The sequence below is a fragment of the Streptomyces sp. BE303 genome (genome assembly GCF_036290945.1).
Taxonomy (GTDB): domain Bacteria; phylum Actinomycetota; class Actinomycetes; order Streptomycetales; family Streptomycetaceae; genus Kitasatospora.
Window position 1 is genome coordinate 35697 of sequence record NZ_JAQYWZ010000301.1, and the last position, 19837, is coordinate 55533.

The following is a 19837-nucleotide window of genomic DNA, read 5'->3' on the forward strand; positions in this document are numbered from 1 at the left end:
CGATAGAACGTCCCTAGCAAAGGACCGGTGCCTGCGGGGAGACAAGCGAGATGCCGAACGAGAGACTGAAGAGCGTCATGGTGTCGGGTGGTTGGACATGTGCCGCCCTCGCCGAGAAGGCCGGCGTGGACACCAAGTCGGTTGAGCGGTGGGCCAACCAAAGCAGGACGCCCCGGTTAGGGACAGCGCGTCTGGCGGCCGAAGCCCTGGGAGTAGACATGTTCGCACTGTGGCCGAGCCTGCGGCAGCCACGAGCCGCACGGGCGATAAGCCCCGAGCTCGTGGCGCTGTACGAGCAGCGGGCTGACTTGCCGGTGTCCGTCTTCGTTGATCTGCTCGGTAAGGCTGCTGAACGCATTGACGTGTTGGTCTACGCTGCCGTGTTCCTCCACGAGGCGTACCCCAGGCTCAACGATCTCCTTCGCGAGCGTGCCGCCGATGGCTGCGTGGTCCGCATCGCCCTCGGTGACGCCGAGAGCGAGAACGTAAGACAGCGCGGCGAAGAGGAGAGGTTCGGCCACGGCATCGAGTCCCGATGCCGCCTCGCACTGATGCACTACCGCCCACTCATCGGCACTCCCGGTATCGAGATCCGCACCCATGGGACCACGCTCTACAACAGCCTGTACCGGGCAGACGATCACCTTCTCGTGAATGCCCACGTCTGGGGCGTGAACGCCTTCGGTGCTCCGGTCTGGCATCTCCGCCGGACGGGTGCGGGCACGATGTTCGACACCTACGCTTCGAGCTTCGATGCGGTGTGGAGCGCATCACAACCAGTCGAGGAGAGCTGAGACATGGCACGGACCGAGTACTACGACGACCCCAACGCGCCCAAGCCAAACCGGCTGGTGGTCGCGGCTTCCGCCGTTGTCACGGATGAGGCTGGACGCATCCTGCTCCAACGACGTACTGACAACGGACTGTATGCCCTGCCTGGCGGAGCGATGGATCTTGGCGAGTCCCTTCCGGACACTGCGGTGCGAGAGGTTCGCGAGGAGACCGGGTTCGATGTAGAGATCACGGGACTGGTCGGTACCTACACAGACCCTCGGCATGTCATCGCCTATTCGGATGGCGAGGTTCGACAACAGTTCAACGTCTGCTTCACGGCCCGAATCACGGGCGGTGAACTGCGCATCTCTGACGAGTCCACAGACCTTCGGTTCGTCGCGCCTGAAGGCATCGGTGATCTACCGATGCACCACACACAGCGCCTTCGACTCCGACACTTTCTAGACGGCAGGACCACGCCGCACCTCGGCTAGTGGAAGCTCCTGGGGCCACGTCCCAACCGTACGATCCACTGTGAGCAGGAACGCAGTGCCCAGTCAGCCGCCCACCCCCTCTAACGCTCTTTGGCCTCGCGATACAGCGTGCTGAAGGTCGTACTGAACAGGTCCTCAGTGATGCCTAGCTGGCCGTGGAGCGGGCCCACAACCTCAGCGAGACGCTTGTCCGTCTGCACGAACAGGGCATCGTCGGACTCAAGTTTTGCGATCATGCCGTTTCGGCCCGTGTACGAGCAGAACTCTTCTGCGTGATCGCGCCAGAAGGCATGGGCGAGATGGTTGCGGCGAGTCCGGCACTCGTTGAGGTCGTCGATAAGCTGCTGATCAGCGGCTGTCTGCCGACTGACGTGGGTGATCAGCTTCTCCATGGTCTTCCTGAAGCCCTGCACCCAGGGGTCGCGGATCAGAACCTCAGCCTGCTCTCGGGCTTCGATGATCTTTGTTACAGCGAGCGCGTTGACGAGCCCGTGCCCCAGGACCTCGGCGTGATACATCGCTAGGCCGTAGTGCGCGAACGTGGTCTTCACGTGCTCGTCCTCGTCGTCACCGTCGGGGAGCTGAAGCGTCGGCACCCAAATCTCACTCATGGGCGCCAGTATGCTGGCCAAGCAGCCCAACTGTCAGACGAATTAGTTCAGTTGATGTGCACCTACCCTTGCCCTCCTCTCCGGTTTCCGGCGTCGTCGGCGGGCCCCTTACGCCGACCAACAATTTGGCCTGGCATGAGAACGCAAAGAAGCCCCCGCCCGCCCCTGTGAGGAGTCAGACGGGGGCAAGAGGCGAATCAGCGGTCCCGGTAGGGCCTCCGGTGCCAGACACCGCAAGCGTCTGGCCACAGGCCGACGGTGACGGGCGGAAGGCACCTGCGGGCGTCGTGCGGGCCAGTGCGGTGGGCGTCACCAGCGCGCGTGCTGCCGAACGTCTCGCAACAGGCCGCGCAGTGTTGGGCGCGCCGGCCGGACCACTCCCGGCCGCATGCCGGGTGGGTGATCTTCAAGGACACCTCTCGTCGGTTTCGAAACTGGAATCTGAGCGCTTTGGATGGGCGGGTTGGTCCCTCTGTCCAACCCCCACCTGAAAAGCCGTCCACGGTCCGCTGTGGCAGCGATTTAAGGGCGTTCTGGTGGTTAGCCTCCCTCGCGTGCGCGCACCCACGCGCACCCGCATGTGCACACCCGCGCATGGCCCTGCTGCTTCTGTGTGACGAAATGGGTCTGACTAGGCATTTCACAAAGAAGACTGCTCTACCCGAAAGTCCCAGACCCGTACAGAGGCCGATTCCTGCTAAGCCTCTGCGGGGAAGGAACCCCGGGGAGGGGGTCATGCCCCAGGGGGTGCGTCCCTACTAATGGCGCACCAATTCAGAATGCTTAGGCTCCAGGCGACGCGAGTCCCGGCAGATCCGGCGCAGCTCTTCATTAGCCGCAACCGGCCGATTAAGGGCTCGATAGATCACACGATGGGCAAGTTCCTTCTTGGTATGGCCATGCGCGCCGTATCGCACAACTGCCCGACCGCCCCGGTCCAGTCTTTCCGAAATGAGGCAGCCAGTTTCGGCGCTGCGGATCACGTGACCCAGCGCCTTGAGTGCAACGTCCCGATCAGTCAGAACGTAGCTCATCGATTCCACGGCTCCATATCACTGACGGGAGAGGACGGGCCGGCCGCCGGGTCGAATTCGGCGTCCGGGTCCGCCTTCGGGTCGAGGCGACCGGGAAGGGCACCATATGCATTGCCGTTAAACTCCAGCCGATCGGTCAGAATTCGATCCAGCGCAATTCGGTCGCCGTTCCAATTGATGCCCCCGCGCGGTGCCATGTAGCGCCACTGCTGCTCGTTCCCGTTCCACGGATGGCCCAGGTCCGCGTCAAGGTCCTCCACGGTTTCCGCCAGGGTGACCAACTCATCCATGAGACAAGCCAGTTGAGTTGCCGCGACCACGACAGCGGAGCGCTTCTCCTCGGCCAAGCCGGTGACGTCAGAGCGCCAGTCAGCGCGCACGGAGATAGCCGCAGCACGGACCGCCGAAGCGGCCTCGGCGGCAAGCTCATAGGCCGCCGTCTGGACGCGCTGAGCCTCCGCAAGGCGGCTCTCCAGCGGGCCACGGTTGGTCGACTTGGGAAGCGGCTTACCCTGTGCAAGGGCCACCTTGACAGCGAGCTGATCCCTGCCCTCCACCTTGGCGAGGTCAGCCTCGGCAAAAGAAACGGCGTCGTCGGATTCCGCGCGCTTGCGCAGAATTTCTTCAAATTTATCGAGAGCGTTCTTCACGCTTTCCGGCGTGCACGTATACGTGTAGCGCGGGACCTCCCGAGACGCCTGGTCGTACAGCGCGTTGAGTCGAGTGATTCGGGCGTCGGGCGAAATGTAAGACATTGATATGGCTCCTTGTCGGCAGGAATTCAGAGAGAAGCGGCTTAGCGGTGCAGTTCTAGGCCGCCATTCGCCGCTGGAGGATTAGAGCGGCGAGCTTTACCGGATCGATTTCTCCATTCCCGGGATCGTGCTCGGCAGCGCCGCCACCCCTGACGAGTGGCGTAGGCGTAATTTTGAGGGGCGAACGGAAGTGCTCGGCGAGCTTTCGAGCGTCCGCCGTGATTTCCTCGGCATTCGAGCCCGTAAGGCGGTCGCGCCATGTCTCAGGGAGGAGAACTTGGCGCCAATCTGCTGGCACAGCGCGGAGAGGTCGGCGGCCGGCTGCGGGGTCACATTTCCGTGGGTAGGCGCATTGGCGGCCTTCTCCGCCTCTACTGCGGCGCGGGCGTTGTTGATGTGCTTGGCGATTTCGGATCGCCGGTCCACAGGCCGGCCCCTAGTCGAATTTGGGTACAAAAATGGCCCCGCATCACGGGCGCTGCACATCCATCGGTCACCGACCTGACCGTTGGGAAAGCAGCATCCGTAACACGGGCCTATCGACAAGAGACGGATCTCTGTCGGCGGGTCCGGCAAGAAGGCCGTAGGGCCTCTGCCGGGGTTCACTATTCAGTTGATCAATTGTTGGGGCGCGTCGGTACGCTCCCGGGCCGTCGGTTCGCTGGGCTGACATTCAGCGCCTGTCCGGCCAAGTGGCGAGGGGTGTCCTCGTAGGGATCTACGGCGGCTCGTTAACGGGATCTACGCGGAGTAGCTAACGGCCGCCCTCTCCTGCCGGCGTGCACGGGGTTTGCGAGGGGTCGGCGGCGCCGTCGGCCCTGAGCGCCCGAGGACCGCCCGTCCCGGCCTGGTAGGTCGGGCGGTGGGCTGCCATGGTCGGCCCCATGTAGTTCCATGCAGCCAGCGCCGAGCGGCACTCGTTCTGACCAGCATGGATGTAGAAATGTAGGAGTGTCGAGCCTCTCGGTTTCCCCCGTAAGAGGGATCTAGATGCACTTAGGGTGGATGTGGGGACCCCTACATTTCTACATTTCTACATTCGTGCAGGTCAGACACTCGCTGTGCGATCTTGCCAAGAGGCAAACTACATTCAGTCGTCGCACCTCGCTGACACAAAAGTGGCCCGGACCACAGAGACTCAATCTCTGCAATCCGGGCCGGCTCCGGCGAATCGTCAGATGACCACCAGCGGGCGCTTGTTCCCCATAATGTGCGCCAGCTCTTCGGGTGCGGGTGTCGGTCGCCAATCCAGGGTGACGCGGTCGGCAACAGGGATTACGGACCGGTCAGCGCGCCGCCCAGGGCCAACGGCTACGCCGGAGAGGAACAAATCGAGGAACTGCCGACGCTTGATGACGTCCCATCCTGCCCACGGGGACTCCGGTCCCAGCGGGTCAGATTCAGCAGCAAACCACTCCGCCGGGATCTGCACCGCATTCGCCGACTTATCGTTCAGTTCTCGAAGGCGCTCAAAGCACGTCTCCTCGTATTCCAGGTATTGGAGCATGGTTCCCTGGAATGCCGCCGCTCCACGCTCCCCCTTGTAGACGCCTGCCTTCCGGTCCGCATAAAGATCCGTGATGGATTGCTGGACGTGGTCAAGGTGCGCCTGCGTTTCGGCCCGTTCGTCCTCGACTCCGGCAAGGTCCTGCTGCTCTGCAAACCGTACGGCAGCTGCCACAAGCCATGCCTGGTCTTCCGGGTCGGAGAGATCGGCATTGCTGATCTTTGCCCACACCCGGCGGGCCACGAAGTCGTCAAGGTGGGTGATCTGCACGGAAAGGCCGCCATGCCCAATCGGGTTTGCGCACATGTAGTACCGCCCGCTCTTGCCCATCGAGCCCTCACACTTGGCGCAGCGGGAGAACTTCCACCCCGAAAGCAGCTCCGGCACGCTGTTCTCGTACTGCCGCTCAGCAAGGCCGCGCTGACCGATTTTCTCCTGAAGCTCTAGCCATGTCTGGCCGGGGATGATGCCCTTGTGTGGCGTAAGAGGGGCCCCTGACCCGTCCCGGGCAATGACGTTGGTCAGTGTACCCTTGGGGCCCTTTGGGAGACGTGCGGAGGCGAACCCTCCGATACAGGGATGCGTGAGGATGTGACGCACGGTCTGCGCCCGCCAAATGATCCCAGTCCGCTGCCTGCCAGGGAATCCGCGTTCCAGGACGGCCTTCTTGCGCGCTTCGGTGTTGCGCTGCGCCGTGGTGCCCGGGGCGGGTACGCCTTCCTGGTTCATGGTTGCCGCAATACGGTTGTAGGCGTACCCCTTGAACGCCAGGCCAACCAGTTTCCGGACCACCTCGGCGTAGGCCATCCCCGCTTCCTCCCAATGATCCTCATTGGGCTCAAGCGTGGTGACGGTGAGCTTTCCGATCATCTCGCGGCGGGCCTTCATCCCGAAAGGTGGGGTGGAGGAGTGGCGTCCACCGACGGCTTGAATCTCGTCCTTTGCGCTGGCGGTGCGGGCCGCCTTGATATCGGAGTCCTGCTTGGCCAGCGCAGCGATGAGCGCAAAAACTGCCTCACCGACAGGATTGCTGGTGTCAAGGAACGGCTCCTGAACGCTGACAAGTCGCACGCCGTACTCGCGCAGCTTCTTGTCAATCGTCATGGCTTCGTAAGCGCCTTGCCGGGTCAGGCGCGAAAGCTCATTGACAACAATGACGTCCAATTCCCCGCGTTCGACGGAGAGCATCATTTCTTCGAAGTCCGGCCGGACAACCTTCGGGTCCCACCCCGACTTGCCCACATCCTTGTACTCCCGGACCACCTGCCACTTGCTGGTGGCGCGTGCGGCCACCAGGGCGTGACCGGCGCTCAGCTGTGCCTCGGGCGACGCCTCGGAGGCGTCCGGCCGCTTGCTGGACTGACGGGCGTACAGCCCGACCCGGACGACGTCTAGCTGGTCCGAGGGGATGCCCGGAGCGAGAAAGGTTGCCATGTTCTGAGCTTGCCGCACCGTCTGACCTGCGCTTTCCGCTTTGCCGAAGCTTTGCTAGGTACCTTCTCATCAAAGGTGGTCCAGATGATCATTGACCAGACGCCGAAGGCGGTCAGGAACCAGGAGGTGCGGCGACTGAGCTTCATGGGGCGTTCCTCGGTGGGACGGTGGGGCGGCGGGGCGGCGGGGCGACGCGGTGAAGGCGGCGGAGCGGTGAAGACGACGTGCCTCCCCAGTATGCGCGGGCGGCCGTTCGGAGTACGGCGGGCCCCTCCTGCGGCGGAGGACGACGGAGTGGCGGACGGCGGGGGCCTGCACTGGGTACCGTCTGCTGGTGCCCACTTGCTCGAAGCTCGCACGTGTGATCGCCGCGCCCGTCGCGGCCCTTCCGCTCCTCCTCGCCGCCCCGGTGGCCGTCGCGGCCCCGAACGAACCACCGCCGCCGGCCGCGGTCGGCGGCGAGCGGCTGGGCCTCCCCGGGGTCCAGGTGGCGCCACTGGCCGGCGCCCCGGCCCTGCCGGGCGATCTCACCGGGCAGTCCTGGATAGTCGCCGACGCGGTGTCCGGCGAGGTGCTGGCGGCCAGCAACCCGCATCTGCGGCTGGCCCCGGCCTCCACCCTCAAGATCCTCTTCGCCGACACCGTGCTGCCCAAGTTCGACCGCAACGCCGTGCACAAGGTCGCGGACGCGGAGATCCAGGGGATCGGCGCCGGCAGCTCCCTGGTCGGCATCAAGGAGGACCTGGAGTACCGGGTCGAGGACCTCTGGCGCGGGGTCTTCCTCAGCTCCGGCAACGACGCGGTGCACGTCCTCGCGCACATGAACGGCGGCGTCCAGCAGACCGTCGCCGAGATGCAGGCCCGGGCGGAGGCGCTCCAGGCCCGGGACACCCGGGTGGTCTCGCCGGACGGCTACGACTCGGAGGGCCAGGTCTCCTCGGCCTACGACCTGACCCTGTTCGCCCGCGCCGGGCTGCGCAACCCCGACTTCCGCGGGTACTGCGCCACCCGCGACATGCTGTTCCCCGGCGCGGTGGACAAGAACACCGGGCAGCGCGGCAGCTTCGGGATCGCCAACACCAACCGGCTGCTCGGCAAGTACCCCGGCCTGATCGGCGTGAAGAACGGTTTCACCACCAACGCCGGCTCCACCTTCGTCGGCGCCGCCGAGCGGGACGGCCGCACCCTGCTGGTGACGGTCATGCACCCGACCTCGTACCAGAAGGTCTACGACGAGACGGCGGCGCTGCTGGACTGGGGCTTCGCCGCGGCCGGCAAGGTCAGCCCGGTCGGGAAGCTGGTCGAGGAGGGCGAGACCGCCGCACCGGTCCCGACCGGCCAGGCGGGCGGCGCCGCCGGCGCACCCGCACCGCCGCCGCACCCCTCGCCGGCCGCCACGACCACCGCCGCGGACACGGCATCCGCCGCGCACACTGGCGGCGACGGCGACGGGCTCGGCCCGGTCGGCTGGATCGCCGTCGCGCTCGCCCTCACCTCGGGCGGCGCCGCCGGGCTGCTGCTGCTCAACCGGCGGCGCGCCGCCGGCGGCTGAAACCCGTGACGGGGCCCGGTCTCACGTCCGGGGCCGGGCCTCCGTCGCGCCGCCGTCCGCTTCGCCCCCGGGGCCGCTCTCACGCCCGCCGTCCGTGCCGCCGTCCGCAGCGCCTCCGGCCGGGGCCTCCGCTCCGGCCTTCGTCGCTCCGGCCTTCGCTCCTGGCTTCGCGGGGTCGGCGGCCTGGTCGACGGCCTCGTCGGCGGCCTCGACCATCGTGCGGGCCCGCTCGCGGACCCGGTCCCGGGCGGCCTCCGGGTCGGCCGTCGCCGTCCAGGCCACGCAGTACATCAGCAGCCGGCAGACGAAGTTGATCCAGAGCAGCAGTGCCACCGGCACCCCGAAGGCGCCGTAGAGGCTCTTCCCCGCGACCGAGCCGAGGTAGGAGGAGAGCAGGATCTTCAGCAGCTCGAAGCCGACCGCACCGATCAGCGCCCCCTGCAGCACGACCCGCCGGCGCTGCCCGCCGATCCGCGCGAACGGCGCCAGCAGGTAGGCGAAGAGCAGCATCGCCGAGGCGACCGCGACCAGCAGGCCCACGCCGGTGAGCAGGTAGCCGCCGGGCCCGCCGCGGCCCAGGCCGATCCAGTCGGCGATCCGGCCGGCCAGCGTCGTCCCTGCGGCCGAGGCCCCCAGCGAGAACAGCGAGACCACGCCCAGGCCGCCCAGGACCAGGCAGTCCCAGCCCTTGCGCAGCAGCGGGTTGCCCTCCTCGTCGGGCAGCTGCCACACGTCCCGGATCGAGGTGCGCATGGTGTCCACCCAGCCGAGCCCGGAGAGCAGCAGGAGGACGCCGCTGACCAGCCCGACCGCGCCGGCGTTGGCCACCAGGGAGGGCAGGTTGAGCGCGTCCGAGATACCGGGCAGCTGCTCGGAGATGCGGTCCTGGATGTCCTGGACGCGGGCGTCGCTGAGGGTGGCGACGGCGATCGCCAGCGCCACCGTGAGCAGCGGGAAGAGCGCGAGGAAGCCGAAGAAGGTGACCGCGCCGGCCAGCCGGTTGCCGCGGACGGCGGTGAAGTGTTCGTAGGCACGGTACGGGCGGCTGTGCAGCACCCGTGCCACGAGCGGGCCGATCACCGGAAGGCGGGTCAGGAAGTCCACCCGTCCGGTTATACCGGCAGGTCGCCCGAATGGCCGTCAGACTCCCCGGCGCACCGGCAGGTCCGCCGACCCGCTCCGCGGGCGGAGCGTCAGCGCCGCACCAGCCGGCGGGCCCGGGCCAGCGCGCGGACCGCCTGGTAGGGGGTGTACCGGCCCTGGGCGAGCAGCTCGGCCCGGATCCCGGCCACCCCGGCGGGCGGGCGGTAGCCGGCCGGGCGGAGCCGGGCGCAGTGCGCGGCAGCGCGGCGGAAGAACTCGCGGCGGTCGCCGGGCGGGACCCGGCCGGGCCGGGAGACCACGGTGTTGAGGTGGTGCAGCATCCGGCCGTAGACCACCGGGCGCCAGTGGTCCAGTCCGGGGCGGCCGTCCAGGAAGGCGAAGACCAGGTCGTACTGGGCGAAGACGTCGAAGTGCCGGCGGCTCGCGGTGGCCAGGATGTTGCCGCCCTCCTGGCGCTGGCGGTAGTGCACGCCGACCCGGTCGAGCAGGGTGATGCTCCGCGCGGCGAGCAGCGCCGGGTACGTCCAGGGGGTGTCCTCGTAGTAGCCGGCCGGGAAGGCGAGGCCCTGCGCGGTGACGAAGTCGCGCCGGTAGGCCTTGTTCCAGACCACCTGGAGCAGGTCGAGGAGGTCCGGGCGGGCGGCGAGGTCGAAGACGGCCGGGGAGGCCGCGCCGAAGACGTGCGAGGAGGCGGCCCGGGTGATCCGGCCGTCGGCGTAGGTGCGGGCGTAGTCGTAGACGAGGACGTCCGGGTCGCCGCCGGCCGCGAGCCGGTCGTCGACGGCCTCGAGCAGGCCGGGGGTCATCGTGTCGTCGCTGTCCAGGAAGACCACGTAGTCGCCGGTGGCGACGTCGAGGCCGGCGTTGCGGGCCCGGCCGAGGCCGACGTTCTCCGGCAGGTGCAGCACCCGGACCCGCGGGTCGCGGACGGCGGCCGCGTCGAGCAGCGCGCCGCAGCCGTCCGGGGAGCGGTCGTCCACCGCGATCAGTTCGAGGTCCGGACCACCCTGGCCGAGCACCGAGTCGAGGCACTCGACGAGGTACTCCTCGACCTTGTGGACCGGAACGATCACGCTGAAGCGGGGCATGGGCACAGGGTAGTGGCCGGCGGACCACGGTTGCCCGGGGGCCCCTTGGGCCGGACGGTAGGATCGACAGGCACGTACGCACCGATTCAAAGTGCGGTCAGACCCCGAACGGGCTGCCACGCTCCTTCCCGAGAAAGGCCTGCGTAGCCGATGGCTCCCCGCCTCTCCATCGTCGTCCCGATCTACAACGTCGAGCGCTACCTCGTGGAGTGTCTCGACTCGATCGCCGCCCAGACGTTCACCGACTTCGAGTGCGTCATGGTCGACGACGGTTCGAAGGACACCAGCGCCGCACTCGCCGAGGCCTACGCCGCCGAGGACTCGCGGTTCCGCCTGGTGCGTCAGGTCAACAAGGGCCTCGGCGCGGCCCGCAACACGGGTATCCGGCACATCGACCCGGACTCCGAGTTCCTCTGCTTCGTCGACAGCGACGACTCGATGCCGCCGAGCGCGTACGAGCTGATGATCAACACGCTCGACGAGACCGGCTCGGACTTCGCCACCGGCAACGTGCTGCGGTTCCGCGCGATCGGCTACTACCAGTCCGGCGGCCACAGCCGCCCGTTCGCGAAGACCGTGCTCAAGACGCACATCACCGAGATCCCCTCGCTGGTCACCGACCGCACCGCGTGGAACAAGGTGTACCGCCGCTCCTTCTTCGACGCGGCGGGCATCCTCTACCCCGAGGGCATCCTGTACGAGGACGCGCCGGTCAGCGTGCCGCACCACTACCTCGCCAAGAGCGTGGACGTGCTCTCCGAGCCGATCTACCACTGGCGCGAGCGCGAGGTCGGCGAGATGTCGATCACGCAGATGCGCACCAACCCGAAGGGCCTGATCGACCGTGTCACCTCGGTCGAGCTGGTCCGCGGCTGGCTGAAGAAGCAGACCGAGCCGCGCTTCGCCGAGTACCTGCGCACCTACGACGAGAACACCCTCGTCGAGGAGCTCCCGATGTTCTTCTGGTCCGTCGTGGACGGCGACAAGGAGTACCGGGACGCCTACGTGAAGTGCGTCAGCCGCCTCCTCCGGTCGATCGGCCCGGACCCGGTGAAGAAGCTCCGGGCGCCGCTGCGCCTGAAGTACCACCTGACCCTCCAGGGCCGGGTCGACGAGTTCGTCGAGCAGATCAAGTACGAGGGCGAGAGCAACGGCGGCGTCGTCGCCAAGGGCCTGCTGCGCCCGTACGCCGACTACCCGTTCCTGCGCGGCGGCCGCAAGAGCGTGCCGTCGAACCTGCTGAGCCTGCGCAACTCCACCGTCATCCGCAGCCGGCTCTACGGGTCGGCGTGGGAGGGCGGCCGGCTGCGGCTGACCGGGCACGCCTACCCGGAGCAGCTGGGCGCCGCCAACAAGCTCGACATGGTCCGCACGCTGGTGCTGCGCGAGACCAAGGGCCGCCGGGTCGTCGCCGTGCCGATGAAGACCCAGTACAGCCCCGAGGCCACCGCCACCAACCACCACGACCTGTACAACTGCGACTGGGCCGGCTTCACCGTCGCCCTCGACCCGGCGAAGCTCAAGCACCGGGGCCAGTGGAAGGACGGCAACTGGCGCGTCCTGGTGGCCGGCGCCGGCAAGGGCGGCGTCTACAAGGGCCGCATCTGGGCCGGCTGGGCGGACACCGCGCTGTACCTGCCCTCGCACTGGGTCGAGCCGGACGTCCGGATCGTGCCGTTCGTCCGCGACGGCAGCGTCTACGTCAGGGTCGAGAACGTCCAGGTCCGGGTGACCGGGCTGGCCGCGCACGGCAACACGGTCGAGATCTCCGGCGCCGCCCGCGCCGGCGTCCGGCTGGCCGGGGCGCGGCTGCGGCTGACCCACGTGGAGTCCGAGCGCGAGCTGTTCTTCCCGCTCTCGCAGGGCACCCCGGTCGGCACGCTCCAGCCGTTCCACATCTCCTTCCCGACGGCCGAGCTGACCGCCGTCCGCGAGGCCTGGGCGAAGCTGGACCCGATCGCCGAGGAGCGCGCCCGCGACCGCTGGGACGCCTCCCTGGAGCTGGCCAACGGCCTCAGCGTCCCGATCGCCCTGGACGACCGCAACGCCCCGGAGCAGCTCAACGTGCTGCTGAACCCCGAGGCCCCGGTCGCGGCGCAGCGCACGCTGTACTCCAAGCCCTCCCCCGGCGGTTACCTGCAGCTCTCCGACCAGCTGCTGCAGCCGGTGGTCCACGAGATCACCTCGCGCGGCGCGGACGGTTTCCTGCTCAGCGGCACCTTCCCGCTGCCCGGCAACCACCACTGGGAGCTGCTGGTCCGCCACCACTGGGGCGAGGAGCAGCACGTCTACCCGGTGGAGATCTCGGACGGCCGCTTCCGGACCGCGCTGCCGGCCGTGCCGACGGCCTCGTTCGCGGGCAACGCGCCGCTCGCGCAGGGCGGCTGGAACATCTCGTTCCGCCCGGCCGGCGTCGTCTACAACCCGGACATGAGCTCGTACGCGCTGATCGCGCCCGAGTGCTTCGGCTCGCTGCCGCTGGAGGTGGAGGCCCGCGGGAAGCGGATCGTGCTGGAGCGCCGCCACCACGACGGCCTGCAGCTGGAGTCGGAGAACATACTGCTTCCGGAGGAGCGCAGCGGCTGGCGCCAGCGCCAGCTGCGGAAGGTCGACTACCCGGCCGCCCGCCGGGCGCCGCTGCGCGACACGGTGCTGTACAACGTGGCGCTCGGCGGGCTCTACGCGGACTCGCCGCGGGCGATCCACGAGGAGCTGGTCCGCCGCGGCCTGCCGCTGGAGCACCTGTGGGGCAGTGACGACCTCCAGGCCGACCTGCCGCAGACGGCCGGCGCGGTCCGGCTCTGGAGCCCCGAGTGGTTCGAGACGCTGGCCACCGCGAAGTACATCGTGACCAGCGCGCACCTGCCGGACTTCTTCGTCCGCCGGCCCGGGCAGATCGTGCTGCAGACCTGGCACGGCACCCCGCTGAAGAACATCGGCCACGACTTCGAGAAGGTCTGGTTCACCGACGCGCACTACCTGAAGGGCCTCGCCAAGGAGGTCCCGAACTGGAACCTGCTGGTCGCGGGGAGCACCTGGGCGGCTCCGGTGCTGCGTCGCGCGTTCGACTTCAAGGGCGAGATCCTGGAGAGTGGTCTGCCGCGCAACGACCTGTTCTTCTCCCCCGACCGGGAGAAGACCGCCGAGCAGGTGCGCGAGCGGCTCGGCCTGCCCGAGGGCAAGAAGGTCGTGCTGTACGCGCCCACCTGGCGCGAGGACCGCCGCCGCCACTACGGCGGTTACCAGCTGAACCTGCAGCTGGACCTGGAGGCGGCGCAGGCCGCGCTGGCCGACGACCAGGTGCTGCTGGTCCGCCGGCACTCCAACGTGCGCGAGCCGATCCCGGGCGCCGGCAACGGCTACGTCTGGGACGTCAGCAGCTACCCGGACACCGCCGAGCTGCTGCTGGTCGCCGACGTGCTGGTGACGGACTACTCGGCGTCGGTCTTCGACTTCGCGGCGACCGGCAAGCCGATCCTGTTCTTCACCTACGACCTGGCGCACTACCGCGACAACCTGCGCGGGTTCTCGCTGCCGCTGGAGAAGGAGGCGCCCGGCCCGCTGCTGGCCACCTCCGAGGAGCTGGTCGCCGCGCTGGGCCGGGTGGACGAGGTGGCCGCGGAGAACGCCGACCGGTACGCGGCGTTCCGCGAGAAGTACTGCGACCTGGACGACGGCCAGGCCGCCGCCCGGGTGGTGGACGCGATGCTGAGCCGCGAGGCGTAGCCGCCGCGGTCCACGGAAAAGGGCGCCCGACGCGATGTTCGCGTCGGGCGCCCTTTTCCGTGGGCACCGTCGAAAACGCATTCTCCGAGAGAACTCCCAGGCAATATTCAGGTAAACATTTAATTGACTTCAGGAATCATTTCCCGGTAACTTCGCGATTTCTTGCCGAGAAAGGTTCGTGGAAGATGACTGTCCTCACCCGGCTCGTCCTCCCGCACGCCGCACCCCGCTCCGGCGAACCGTCACCCGGGGGCGACGAGGACGCCGCCTTCGGGCTGCTGCGCGCCCGCTGGACCGCCAGGGGCCTCGAACTCACCGGCTACGCCCGCCCGGACGACCGGGACACCGCCCGCCCCGGCTCGGCCTGGACCTGGCTCACCCTGCGTCGCGACGACCACGAACCGCCCCTCCACCTCCCCACCCGGCCGCGCCGCATTCCCGAGATCACCGACGACGCCGCCCACCCCGACCACAACAACGACTGGGCCGGCTTCACCGCCCTGGTCGAACCCCGCCGGCTCCGCCCCGGCGACGACTGGCTGCTCGGCGACTGGACCGTCGAGGCCACCCTCTTCACCCGTCCCCGCCCCACCCGGCTGCGCCGGCAGTACGGCGCCCTCGGCGCCCACTGGTGCGGCTCCGGCGAGTACCCGCCGGCCCGCTGGGTCGACCACGACGTCCGCCTCCAGCCGCACTTCGCCGACGGCCGGCTGAGCCTGCGGCTGGAACGCCCCGGCGCCCGCCTCACCGGCGCCGACCCGGCGGCGGACGGGCTGCGGCTGCGCGGCGCCACCACCGCCCCCTGCCCGGCCGGCACCGTGCTGCGACTGCGCCACCGCGAGAGCGGCGCCGTCCTGATCCACCCGGTCACCACCTCCGGGCGGTCCCTCGCCGTCCACCTGCCGTACCGGCCGTTCACCGCCGACGGGCGCGGCGGCCAGGAGCCGGAGCACTGGGAACCGGAGCTGCTCCGCCCCGACGGCTCCGCCGGACCACTCGTCCTCGACGAGCGCCACGGCCCGGTCGCCGGCCAGCACCGGCTGCCCGGCACCGACGACCGGGCGCTCTACCTCAAGCACCTCGCCGACGGCCGGCTCCAGCTCTGCGTCCAGCCCGCCGCCGGCTACGTCGAACGGCTCGCCGTCCGGAGCGGCGGCTTCGAGCTCACCGGCCACTGCCCCGCCCCCGGACCGCTGGAACTGGTGCTGCGGCACAGCGGCACCGGCAGCGAGATCCGCCGGCCGGTCGACCTCGGCCCCGACCACCGGTTCCTGGTCCGGCTGCCCGCCACCCGCACCGGCTCCGACGGCACCGAACTGCCGCTGCGCAAGGGGCTCTGGGAGGCTGCCCTCCACCCGGTCGGACGGCCCGGCCCCGCGCGCCCGCTGATCGCCGCCCCCGCCGTCCTGGCCGCCCTGCCGGCCGCCGCCCGGGCCGGCGGCAAGCGCGTCCTGCTCCAGCGGCGCTGGCACGACACCCTGCTGCTGGACTCCACGCCCGTCCTCACCGCCACCGAGCGCAGCGCCTGGACCCAGGCCCGCCAGCGCTCCGCCGGCTACCCCGCCGCCCGCCGCGAGCCGCTGCGCGAGACCGTGCTGTACGACGTCTTCGGCGGGCGCGGCTACGCCGACTCGCCACGTGCCGTGCACGCCGAACTCGTGCGCCGGGGAGCCCCGTTGGAACACCTCTGGGTGATCGACGACGGCCAGGCCGAGCTGCCGCCCGGGGTCCGGGCGGTGCGGGTCTGGAGCCCCGAGTGGTACCGGGCCCTGGCCACCAGCCGGTACCTGGTCGGCAACACGCACTTCCCGGACTTCCTGCGCCGCCGCCCCGGCCAGGTCGTCGTCCAGACCTGGCACGGCGCCCCGCTCAAGCGGATCGCCCACGACGTCGACAACCCCTGGCTCGCCGACCACGGCTACCTCGACGCGCTCGCCCGGGAGACCCCGCAGTGGAGCCTGCTGGTCTCACCCAGCGGCTTCGCCACCCCGCACCTGCGCCGGGCCTTCCGCTACCGCGGCGAGATCCTGGAGTCCGGCTACCCCCGCAACGACCTGCTGGCCCGGCCCGACACCGCACGGGCCGCCGCCGTCCGCCGCCGGCTCGGCGTCCCGGACGGCCAGCGGGTGGTGCTGTACGCGCCGACCTGGCGGGAGGACCAGCAGCGCCCGGACGGCGACGGCTTCCGGCTCGACCTGCGGCTCGACCTCGACCGGGCCCGGGAGGCGCTCGGCCGCGACCACGTCCTGCTGGTCCGCCAGCACGCGCACGTCCGCGAGCCGCTGGCGGGCGACCGGGACGGCTTCGTGCGGGACTGCGGCGACTACCCGGACGTGCAGGACCTGCTGCTGATCGCCGACGTGCTGGTCACGGACTACTCGTCCGTCATGTTCGACTTCGCGGTCACCGGCCGCCCGATGCTCTTCTTCACCTACGACCTGGCGCACTACCGGGACACCCTGCGCGGCTTCACCTTCGACTTCGAGTCGCAGGCCCCCGGGCCGCTGCTCGACGACTCCGACCAGGTGGTCGCGGCGCTGCGCGGACTGGCCGACGACGGCGGGCTGCCCGCCGGGCACGCCGAGCGCCACCGGCGCTTCCGGGACGTCCACTGCGCGCTGGACGACGGCGGCGCCGCGGGCCGGGTGGTCGACCGGATGCTCGGACTCGGACGCGCTCAGCCGAAGTCGTAGGCCCGCCAGGGCCGCCAGACCTCGTCGTCGTCGAAGCGGGAGAGACTGAACCCCGGCACCGGGAACGCCGCCCGGAACGACCGCGCCTGCTCGTACGCCTGGTCCAGCACGTCGTCGGCGAGCCCGTGGGCCACCGTCACGTGGGGGTGGTACGGGAACGCCAGCTCCCGGGCCAGCGGGCCGGAGCGGATGTCCGCCTCCAGCAGCCGGCACTCCTGCTCGCCCTCCTCGACCCGGACGAAGACCACCGGGGAGACCGGGCGGAAGGAGCCGGAGCCGCGCAGCACCATCCGGAACGACCGGTGCGCGCCCGCCACCGCCGCCAGGTGCTCCTCGATCTTCGGCAGCGCCTCGGCCGGCACCTCCGTCGGCGGCAGCAGGGTGACGTGCGTGGGTATCGACCGGGCCAGCGGGTCGCCGTGCCCGGCCCGCGCGTCCTGGATCGCCGAGCCGTACGGATCCGGGACGCTCACGGACACGCCGATGGTGACGGTCCCGGGAAGACCGCCACCACCGGGCAGGCTCGTCAGCGGAGTCACCGCTTGGCGGCCGGAAGGAAGCCGATCCGGTCGTACACCGTCTCCAGCGTCCGCGACGCCACGTCACGGGCCTTCTCGGCGCCCAGCGCGAGAACGCGGTCCAGCTCGGCCGGGTCGTCCAGGAAGCCCCGGGTGCGCTGCTGGAACGGCGTCACCCAGTCGGCGAACAGCTCCGCCAGCTCGGTCTTCAGGGCGCCGTACATCTTGCCCTCGAAGTGCGCGACCAGCTGGTCGATCGACTGGCCGCTGAGCGCCGAGTGGATCCGCAGCAGGTTGGAGACGCCGGCCTTCTCCTCCTCGTCGTAGGAGACGACCGTGCCGGTGTCGGTGACGGCGCTCTTGAACTTCTTGGCGCTCGCCTTCGGCTCGTCGAGCAGGTTCACCAGGCCCTTGGCGGAGGAGGCGGACTTGCTCATCTTGGCGCCCGGGTCCTGGAGGTCCAGGATCTTGGCCGTCTCCTTGAGGATGTACGGCTTCGGCACGGTGAAGGTCGGGCTGTAGCGGGTGTTGAACCGCTCGGCGAGGTCGCGGGTGAGCTCCAGGTGCTGGCGCTGGTCCTCACCGACCGGGACGGCGTCCGCCTGGTAGAGCAGGATGTCGGCGATCTGCAGGACCGGGTAGGTGAAGAGGCCGACCGAGGTGCCGGCGGCGCCCTGCTTGGCCGACTTGTCCTTGAACTGGGTCATCCGGGAGGCCTCGCCGAAGCCGGTGAGGCAGTTCATCACCCAGCCGAGCTGCGCGTGCTCGGGCACGTGCGACTGGATGAACAGGGTGCAGCGCTCGGGGTCCAGCCCGGCGCCGAGGAGCTGGGCGGCGGAGACCCGGGTGTTCTCGCGCAGCGTCGCCGGATCCTGCTCGACCGTGATCGCGTGCAGGTCGACCACCATGTAGAAGGCGTCGTTGTCCTCCTGCAGGTCGACCCACTGGCGCACCGCGCCGAGGTAGTTGCCGAGGTGGAACGAGCCGGAGGTGGGCTGGATCCCGGAGAGAACCCGGGGACGGTCCTTGACCGGACCAGTGACCGCTGCGTTGACCATGCGGGCCATTGTTCCAGTTCCACCGACCGGTCAGGAAACCTCTGCCCCCGGCGGTTCCGTCAGTGTGACCGCACTCACCCCGACCCGGGCGATCCGCCGGCCCTCCACCTTGGCCACCGTCAGCAGCACCTCCTCCCCCGGGCCGGCCGGGATCCGGACCGCGTCGCCGTCGACGGGCAGCCGGCCCAGCGCGGCCACCAGGCAGCCGGCCACCGTCTCGTACGGGCCCTCGGGGAGCGTGACGCCGGTCTCCTCGGCGAAGTCGCCCAGGTTCAGCAGGCCGTCCAGTTCCATGCCGCCGCCGACCAGCCGGCGGGTGGTGGTCGGCTCCTGGCTGTCGTACTCGTCACGGATCTCGCCGATCACCTCCTCCACCAGGTCCTCCAGGGTGACGATGCCGGCGGTGCCGCCGTACTCGTCGACCACGATCGCCAGGTGGTGGCCCTCGCGGCGCATCTCGCCCATCGCCGCCAGCACCCGCTTGGTGCCGGGCAGCAGCTTCACCGGGCGGGCCAGGTCACGGACCTTGGCGGCCCGTTCGCCGCGGGCGCCGTACAGGTCGCGGACGTGGACGAAGCCGGTCACCGCGTCGTAGCTGCCCTCGACCACGGGGTAGCGGGAGTGCGGGGAGGTGCCCGCCTGCTCGCGGACCTCGGCCAGCGGGCGCTCGGCGTCCAGGAAGGTCACCTCGGTGCGCGGGACCATCACCTCGCGCAGCTGGCGCTCGCCGGCGGCGAACACGTCCGCGATCAACGTCCTTTCGTCACTGCCGAGTTCGGTGTTGGCCGCGACCAGGCCACGGAGCTCCTCGGAGCTCATCGAGCCGCGCCCCGCGGTCGGATCGCCGCCGAACAGCCGGACCATCAGGTCGGTGGAGTGACCGAGCAGCCAGATCACCGGCCGCAGCACCACCGACATGACGTCCACCACGGGCGCGGCCAGCACCGCGATGGAGTCGGCCCGCTGGAGGCCGATCCGCTTCGGGGTGAGCTCGCCGAGCACCAGCGAGACGTAGCTGATCAGCAGGGTGAGGCCGACCAGCGCGGTGGCGTCGGCCACCCCCGCGGAGAGCCCCGCCCGGACGAAGAGCGGAGCCACCTTGCCGGCCAGCGTGTCGGCGCCGAACGCGGCCGAGAGGAAGCCCATGCAGGTGACGCCGACCTGGACGGCGGCCAGGAAGCGGTTCGGGTCGGCCGCGAGGTGCGCGGCCCGGGCGGCCCGCCGGGTGCCCCGGGCCCCCAGCGTCCGGATCTGGCCCTCGCGCAGCGAGATCAGCGAGATCTCGGCGACGTTGAACAGGCCGCCCAGGGCGATGAAGACGAGGACGAGCGCGGCGTCCTCGATGGTTTCGTTCACAGCGGGTCAGTGTAGGACCGGGCGGCGCCGGGACGGCCGCGTCGCGCCGCCTCCCGGGCGGCGGCCGGAGGCGCGACGGCCGGAGGAACGGGCCGGGAACGGGCCGGACACACGACGGCCGGACGCGCGACGG

Annotated in this window: 15 protein-coding genes; 5 read left to right on the forward strand and 10 right to left on the reverse strand. The window is 69.7% G+C overall.

Translation table 11 applies throughout. The annotated features are described in order from the left end of the window. The first annotated feature begins 50 nt into the window (after positions 1–50). The gene (locus PUR56_RS03035) at positions 51–794 is read left to right on the forward strand and encodes a helix-turn-helix domain-containing protein (protein ID WP_329947730.1); all 744 of its coding nucleotides are present in this window, start codon (positions 51–53) and stop codon (positions 792–794) included. 3 nt (positions 795–797) lie between these two features. Further along, positions 798–1268 carry an NUDIX domain-containing protein gene (locus tag PUR56_RS03040; protein WP_327679661.1) on the forward strand — a complete coding sequence of 157 codons (471 nt, stop codon included), beginning with the start codon at positions 798–800 and terminating at the stop codon, positions 1266–1268. A gap of 80 nt (positions 1269–1348) precedes the next feature. Here PUR56_RS03040 and PUR56_RS03045 read toward each other — a convergent pair whose 3' ends face one another. From PUR56_RS03045 to PUR56_RS03060, 5 genes are all read right to left on the reverse strand, one after another. Next, entirely contained in the window at positions 1349–1879 is a 531-nt protein-coding gene (locus PUR56_RS03045; protein ID WP_329947731.1) for a hypothetical protein, read from the reverse strand. A 197-nt stretch (positions 1880–2076) separates the two neighbouring features. Beyond that, a complete protein-coding gene (locus PUR56_RS43250) occupies positions 2077–2616 on the reverse strand; it encodes an FDXHR family putative zinc-binding protein (RefSeq protein WP_443034427.1) in 540 nt (179 codons plus the stop codon). A gap of 21 nt (positions 2617–2637) precedes the next feature. Next, positions 2638–2913, reverse strand: a complete 276-nt coding sequence (locus PUR56_RS03050; RefSeq protein ID WP_329947732.1) for a hypothetical protein — start codon at positions 2911–2913, stop codon at positions 2638–2640. Further along, positions 2910–3668, reverse strand: coding sequence for a hypothetical protein (locus PUR56_RS03055; protein ID WP_329947733.1), 759 nt, complete (start codon positions 3666–3668; stop codon positions 2910–2912). The genes PUR56_RS03050 and PUR56_RS03055 overlap by 4 nt, the downstream gene beginning before the upstream one ends. Before the next feature lie 1174 nt (positions 3669–4842). Next, positions 4843–6609, reverse strand: coding sequence for a recombinase family protein (locus PUR56_RS03060; protein WP_329947734.1), 1767 nt, complete (start codon positions 6607–6609; stop codon positions 4843–4845). 334 nt (positions 6610–6943) lie between these two features. Between PUR56_RS03060 and PUR56_RS03065 the strand changes: the two genes are divergently transcribed. After that, positions 6944–8161, forward strand: coding sequence for a D-alanyl-D-alanine carboxypeptidase family protein (locus PUR56_RS03065; RefSeq protein WP_443034428.1), 1218 nt, complete (start codon positions 6944–6946; stop codon positions 8159–8161). Between the two features lie 21 nt (positions 8162–8182). Here PUR56_RS03065 and PUR56_RS03070 read toward each other — a convergent pair whose 3' ends face one another. Then, the gene (locus PUR56_RS03070; protein ID WP_329947735.1) at positions 8183–9265 is read right to left on the reverse strand and encodes a YihY/virulence factor BrkB family protein; all 1083 of its coding nucleotides are present in this window, start codon (positions 9263–9265) and stop codon (positions 8183–8185) included. Between the two features lie 89 nt (positions 9266–9354). Beyond that, complete coding sequence (locus tag PUR56_RS03075) at positions 9355–10353, reverse strand: glycosyltransferase family 2 protein (protein WP_443034429.1); 999 nt, start codon at positions 10351–10353, stop codon at positions 9355–9357. Between the two features lie 150 nt (positions 10354–10503). On the opposite strand from PUR56_RS03075, the gene PUR56_RS03080 reads away from it, so the two are divergent. Then, positions 10504–14079 carry a bifunctional glycosyltransferase/CDP-glycerol:glycerophosphate glycerophosphotransferase gene (locus tag PUR56_RS03080; RefSeq protein WP_329885317.1) on the forward strand — a complete coding sequence of 1192 codons (3576 nt, stop codon included), beginning with the start codon at positions 10504–10506 and terminating at the stop codon, positions 14077–14079. A 185-nt stretch (positions 14080–14264) separates the two neighbouring features. Continuing rightward, on the forward strand, positions 14265–16772 hold the full coding sequence (locus PUR56_RS03085) for a CDP-glycerol glycerophosphotransferase family protein (protein ID WP_329947736.1): 2508 nt from the start codon (positions 14265–14267) through the stop codon (positions 16770–16772). On the opposite strand, the gene PUR56_RS03090 is transcribed toward PUR56_RS03085, so the two are convergent. The 3 genes from PUR56_RS03090 to PUR56_RS03100 all read right to left on the reverse strand — a co-directional run bounded on the left by PUR56_RS03090 (position 16757) and on the right by PUR56_RS03100 (position 19704). Then, positions 16757–17245 (reverse strand): 2'-5' RNA ligase family protein, encoded by a 489-nt coding sequence (locus PUR56_RS03090; protein WP_329885319.1) that lies wholly within the window; start codon positions 17243–17245, stop codon positions 16757–16759. The genes PUR56_RS03085 and PUR56_RS03090 overlap by 16 nt on opposite strands. Positions 17246–17307: 62 nt before the next feature. Then, positions 17308–18348, reverse strand: a complete 1041-nt coding sequence (trpS, locus tag PUR56_RS03095) for a tryptophan--tRNA ligase (RefSeq protein ID WP_329885320.1) — start codon at positions 18346–18348, stop codon at positions 17308–17310. A gap of 30 nt (positions 18349–18378) precedes the next feature. After that, the gene (locus PUR56_RS03100) at positions 18379–19704 is read right to left on the reverse strand and encodes a hemolysin family protein (RefSeq protein ID WP_329947737.1); all 1326 of its coding nucleotides are present in this window, start codon (positions 19702–19704) and stop codon (positions 18379–18381) included. Positions 19705–19837: the final 133 nt, after the last annotated feature.

Excerpts from the sequence above, each read along its gene's own strand:
- PUR56_RS03080 (WP_329885317.1), top strand. The coding sequence starts at position 10,504 with ATGGCTCCCCGCCTCTCCATCGTCGTCCCGATCTACAACGTCGAGCGC.
- PUR56_RS03045 (WP_329947731.1), bottom strand. The coding sequence starts at position 1,879 with ATGAGTGAGATTTGGGTGCCGACGCTTCAGCTCCCCGACGGTGACGAC.
- PUR56_RS03035 (WP_329947730.1), top strand. The coding sequence starts at position 51 with ATGCCGAACGAGAGACTGAAGAGCGTCATGGTGTCGGGTGGTTGGACA.
- trpS (WP_329885320.1), bottom strand. The coding sequence starts at position 18,348 with ATGGTCAACGCAGCGGTCACTGGTCCGGTCAAGGACCGTCCCCGGGTT.
- PUR56_RS43250 (WP_443034427.1), bottom strand. The coding sequence starts at position 2,616 with ATGACCCCCTCCCCGGGGTTCCTTCCCCGCAGAGGCTTAGCAGGAATC.
- PUR56_RS03075 (WP_443034429.1), bottom strand. The coding sequence starts at position 10,353 with ATGCCCCGCTTCAGCGTGATCGTTCCGGTCCACAAGGTCGAGGAGTAC.
- PUR56_RS03055 (WP_329947733.1), bottom strand. The coding sequence starts at position 3,668 with ATGTCTTACATTTCGCCCGACGCCCGAATCACTCGACTCAACGCGCTG.
- PUR56_RS03040 (WP_327679661.1), top strand. The coding sequence starts at position 798 with ATGGCACGGACCGAGTACTACGACGACCCCAACGCGCCCAAGCCAAAC.
- PUR56_RS03085 (WP_329947736.1), top strand. The coding sequence starts at position 14,265 with ATGACTGTCCTCACCCGGCTCGTCCTCCCGCACGCCGCACCCCGCTCC.
- PUR56_RS03060 (WP_329947734.1), bottom strand. The coding sequence starts at position 6,609 with ATGGCAACCTTTCTCGCTCCGGGCATCCCCTCGGACCAGCTAGACGTC.
- PUR56_RS03050 (WP_329947732.1), bottom strand. The coding sequence starts at position 2,913 with ATGAGCTACGTTCTGACTGATCGGGACGTTGCACTCAAGGCGCTGGGT.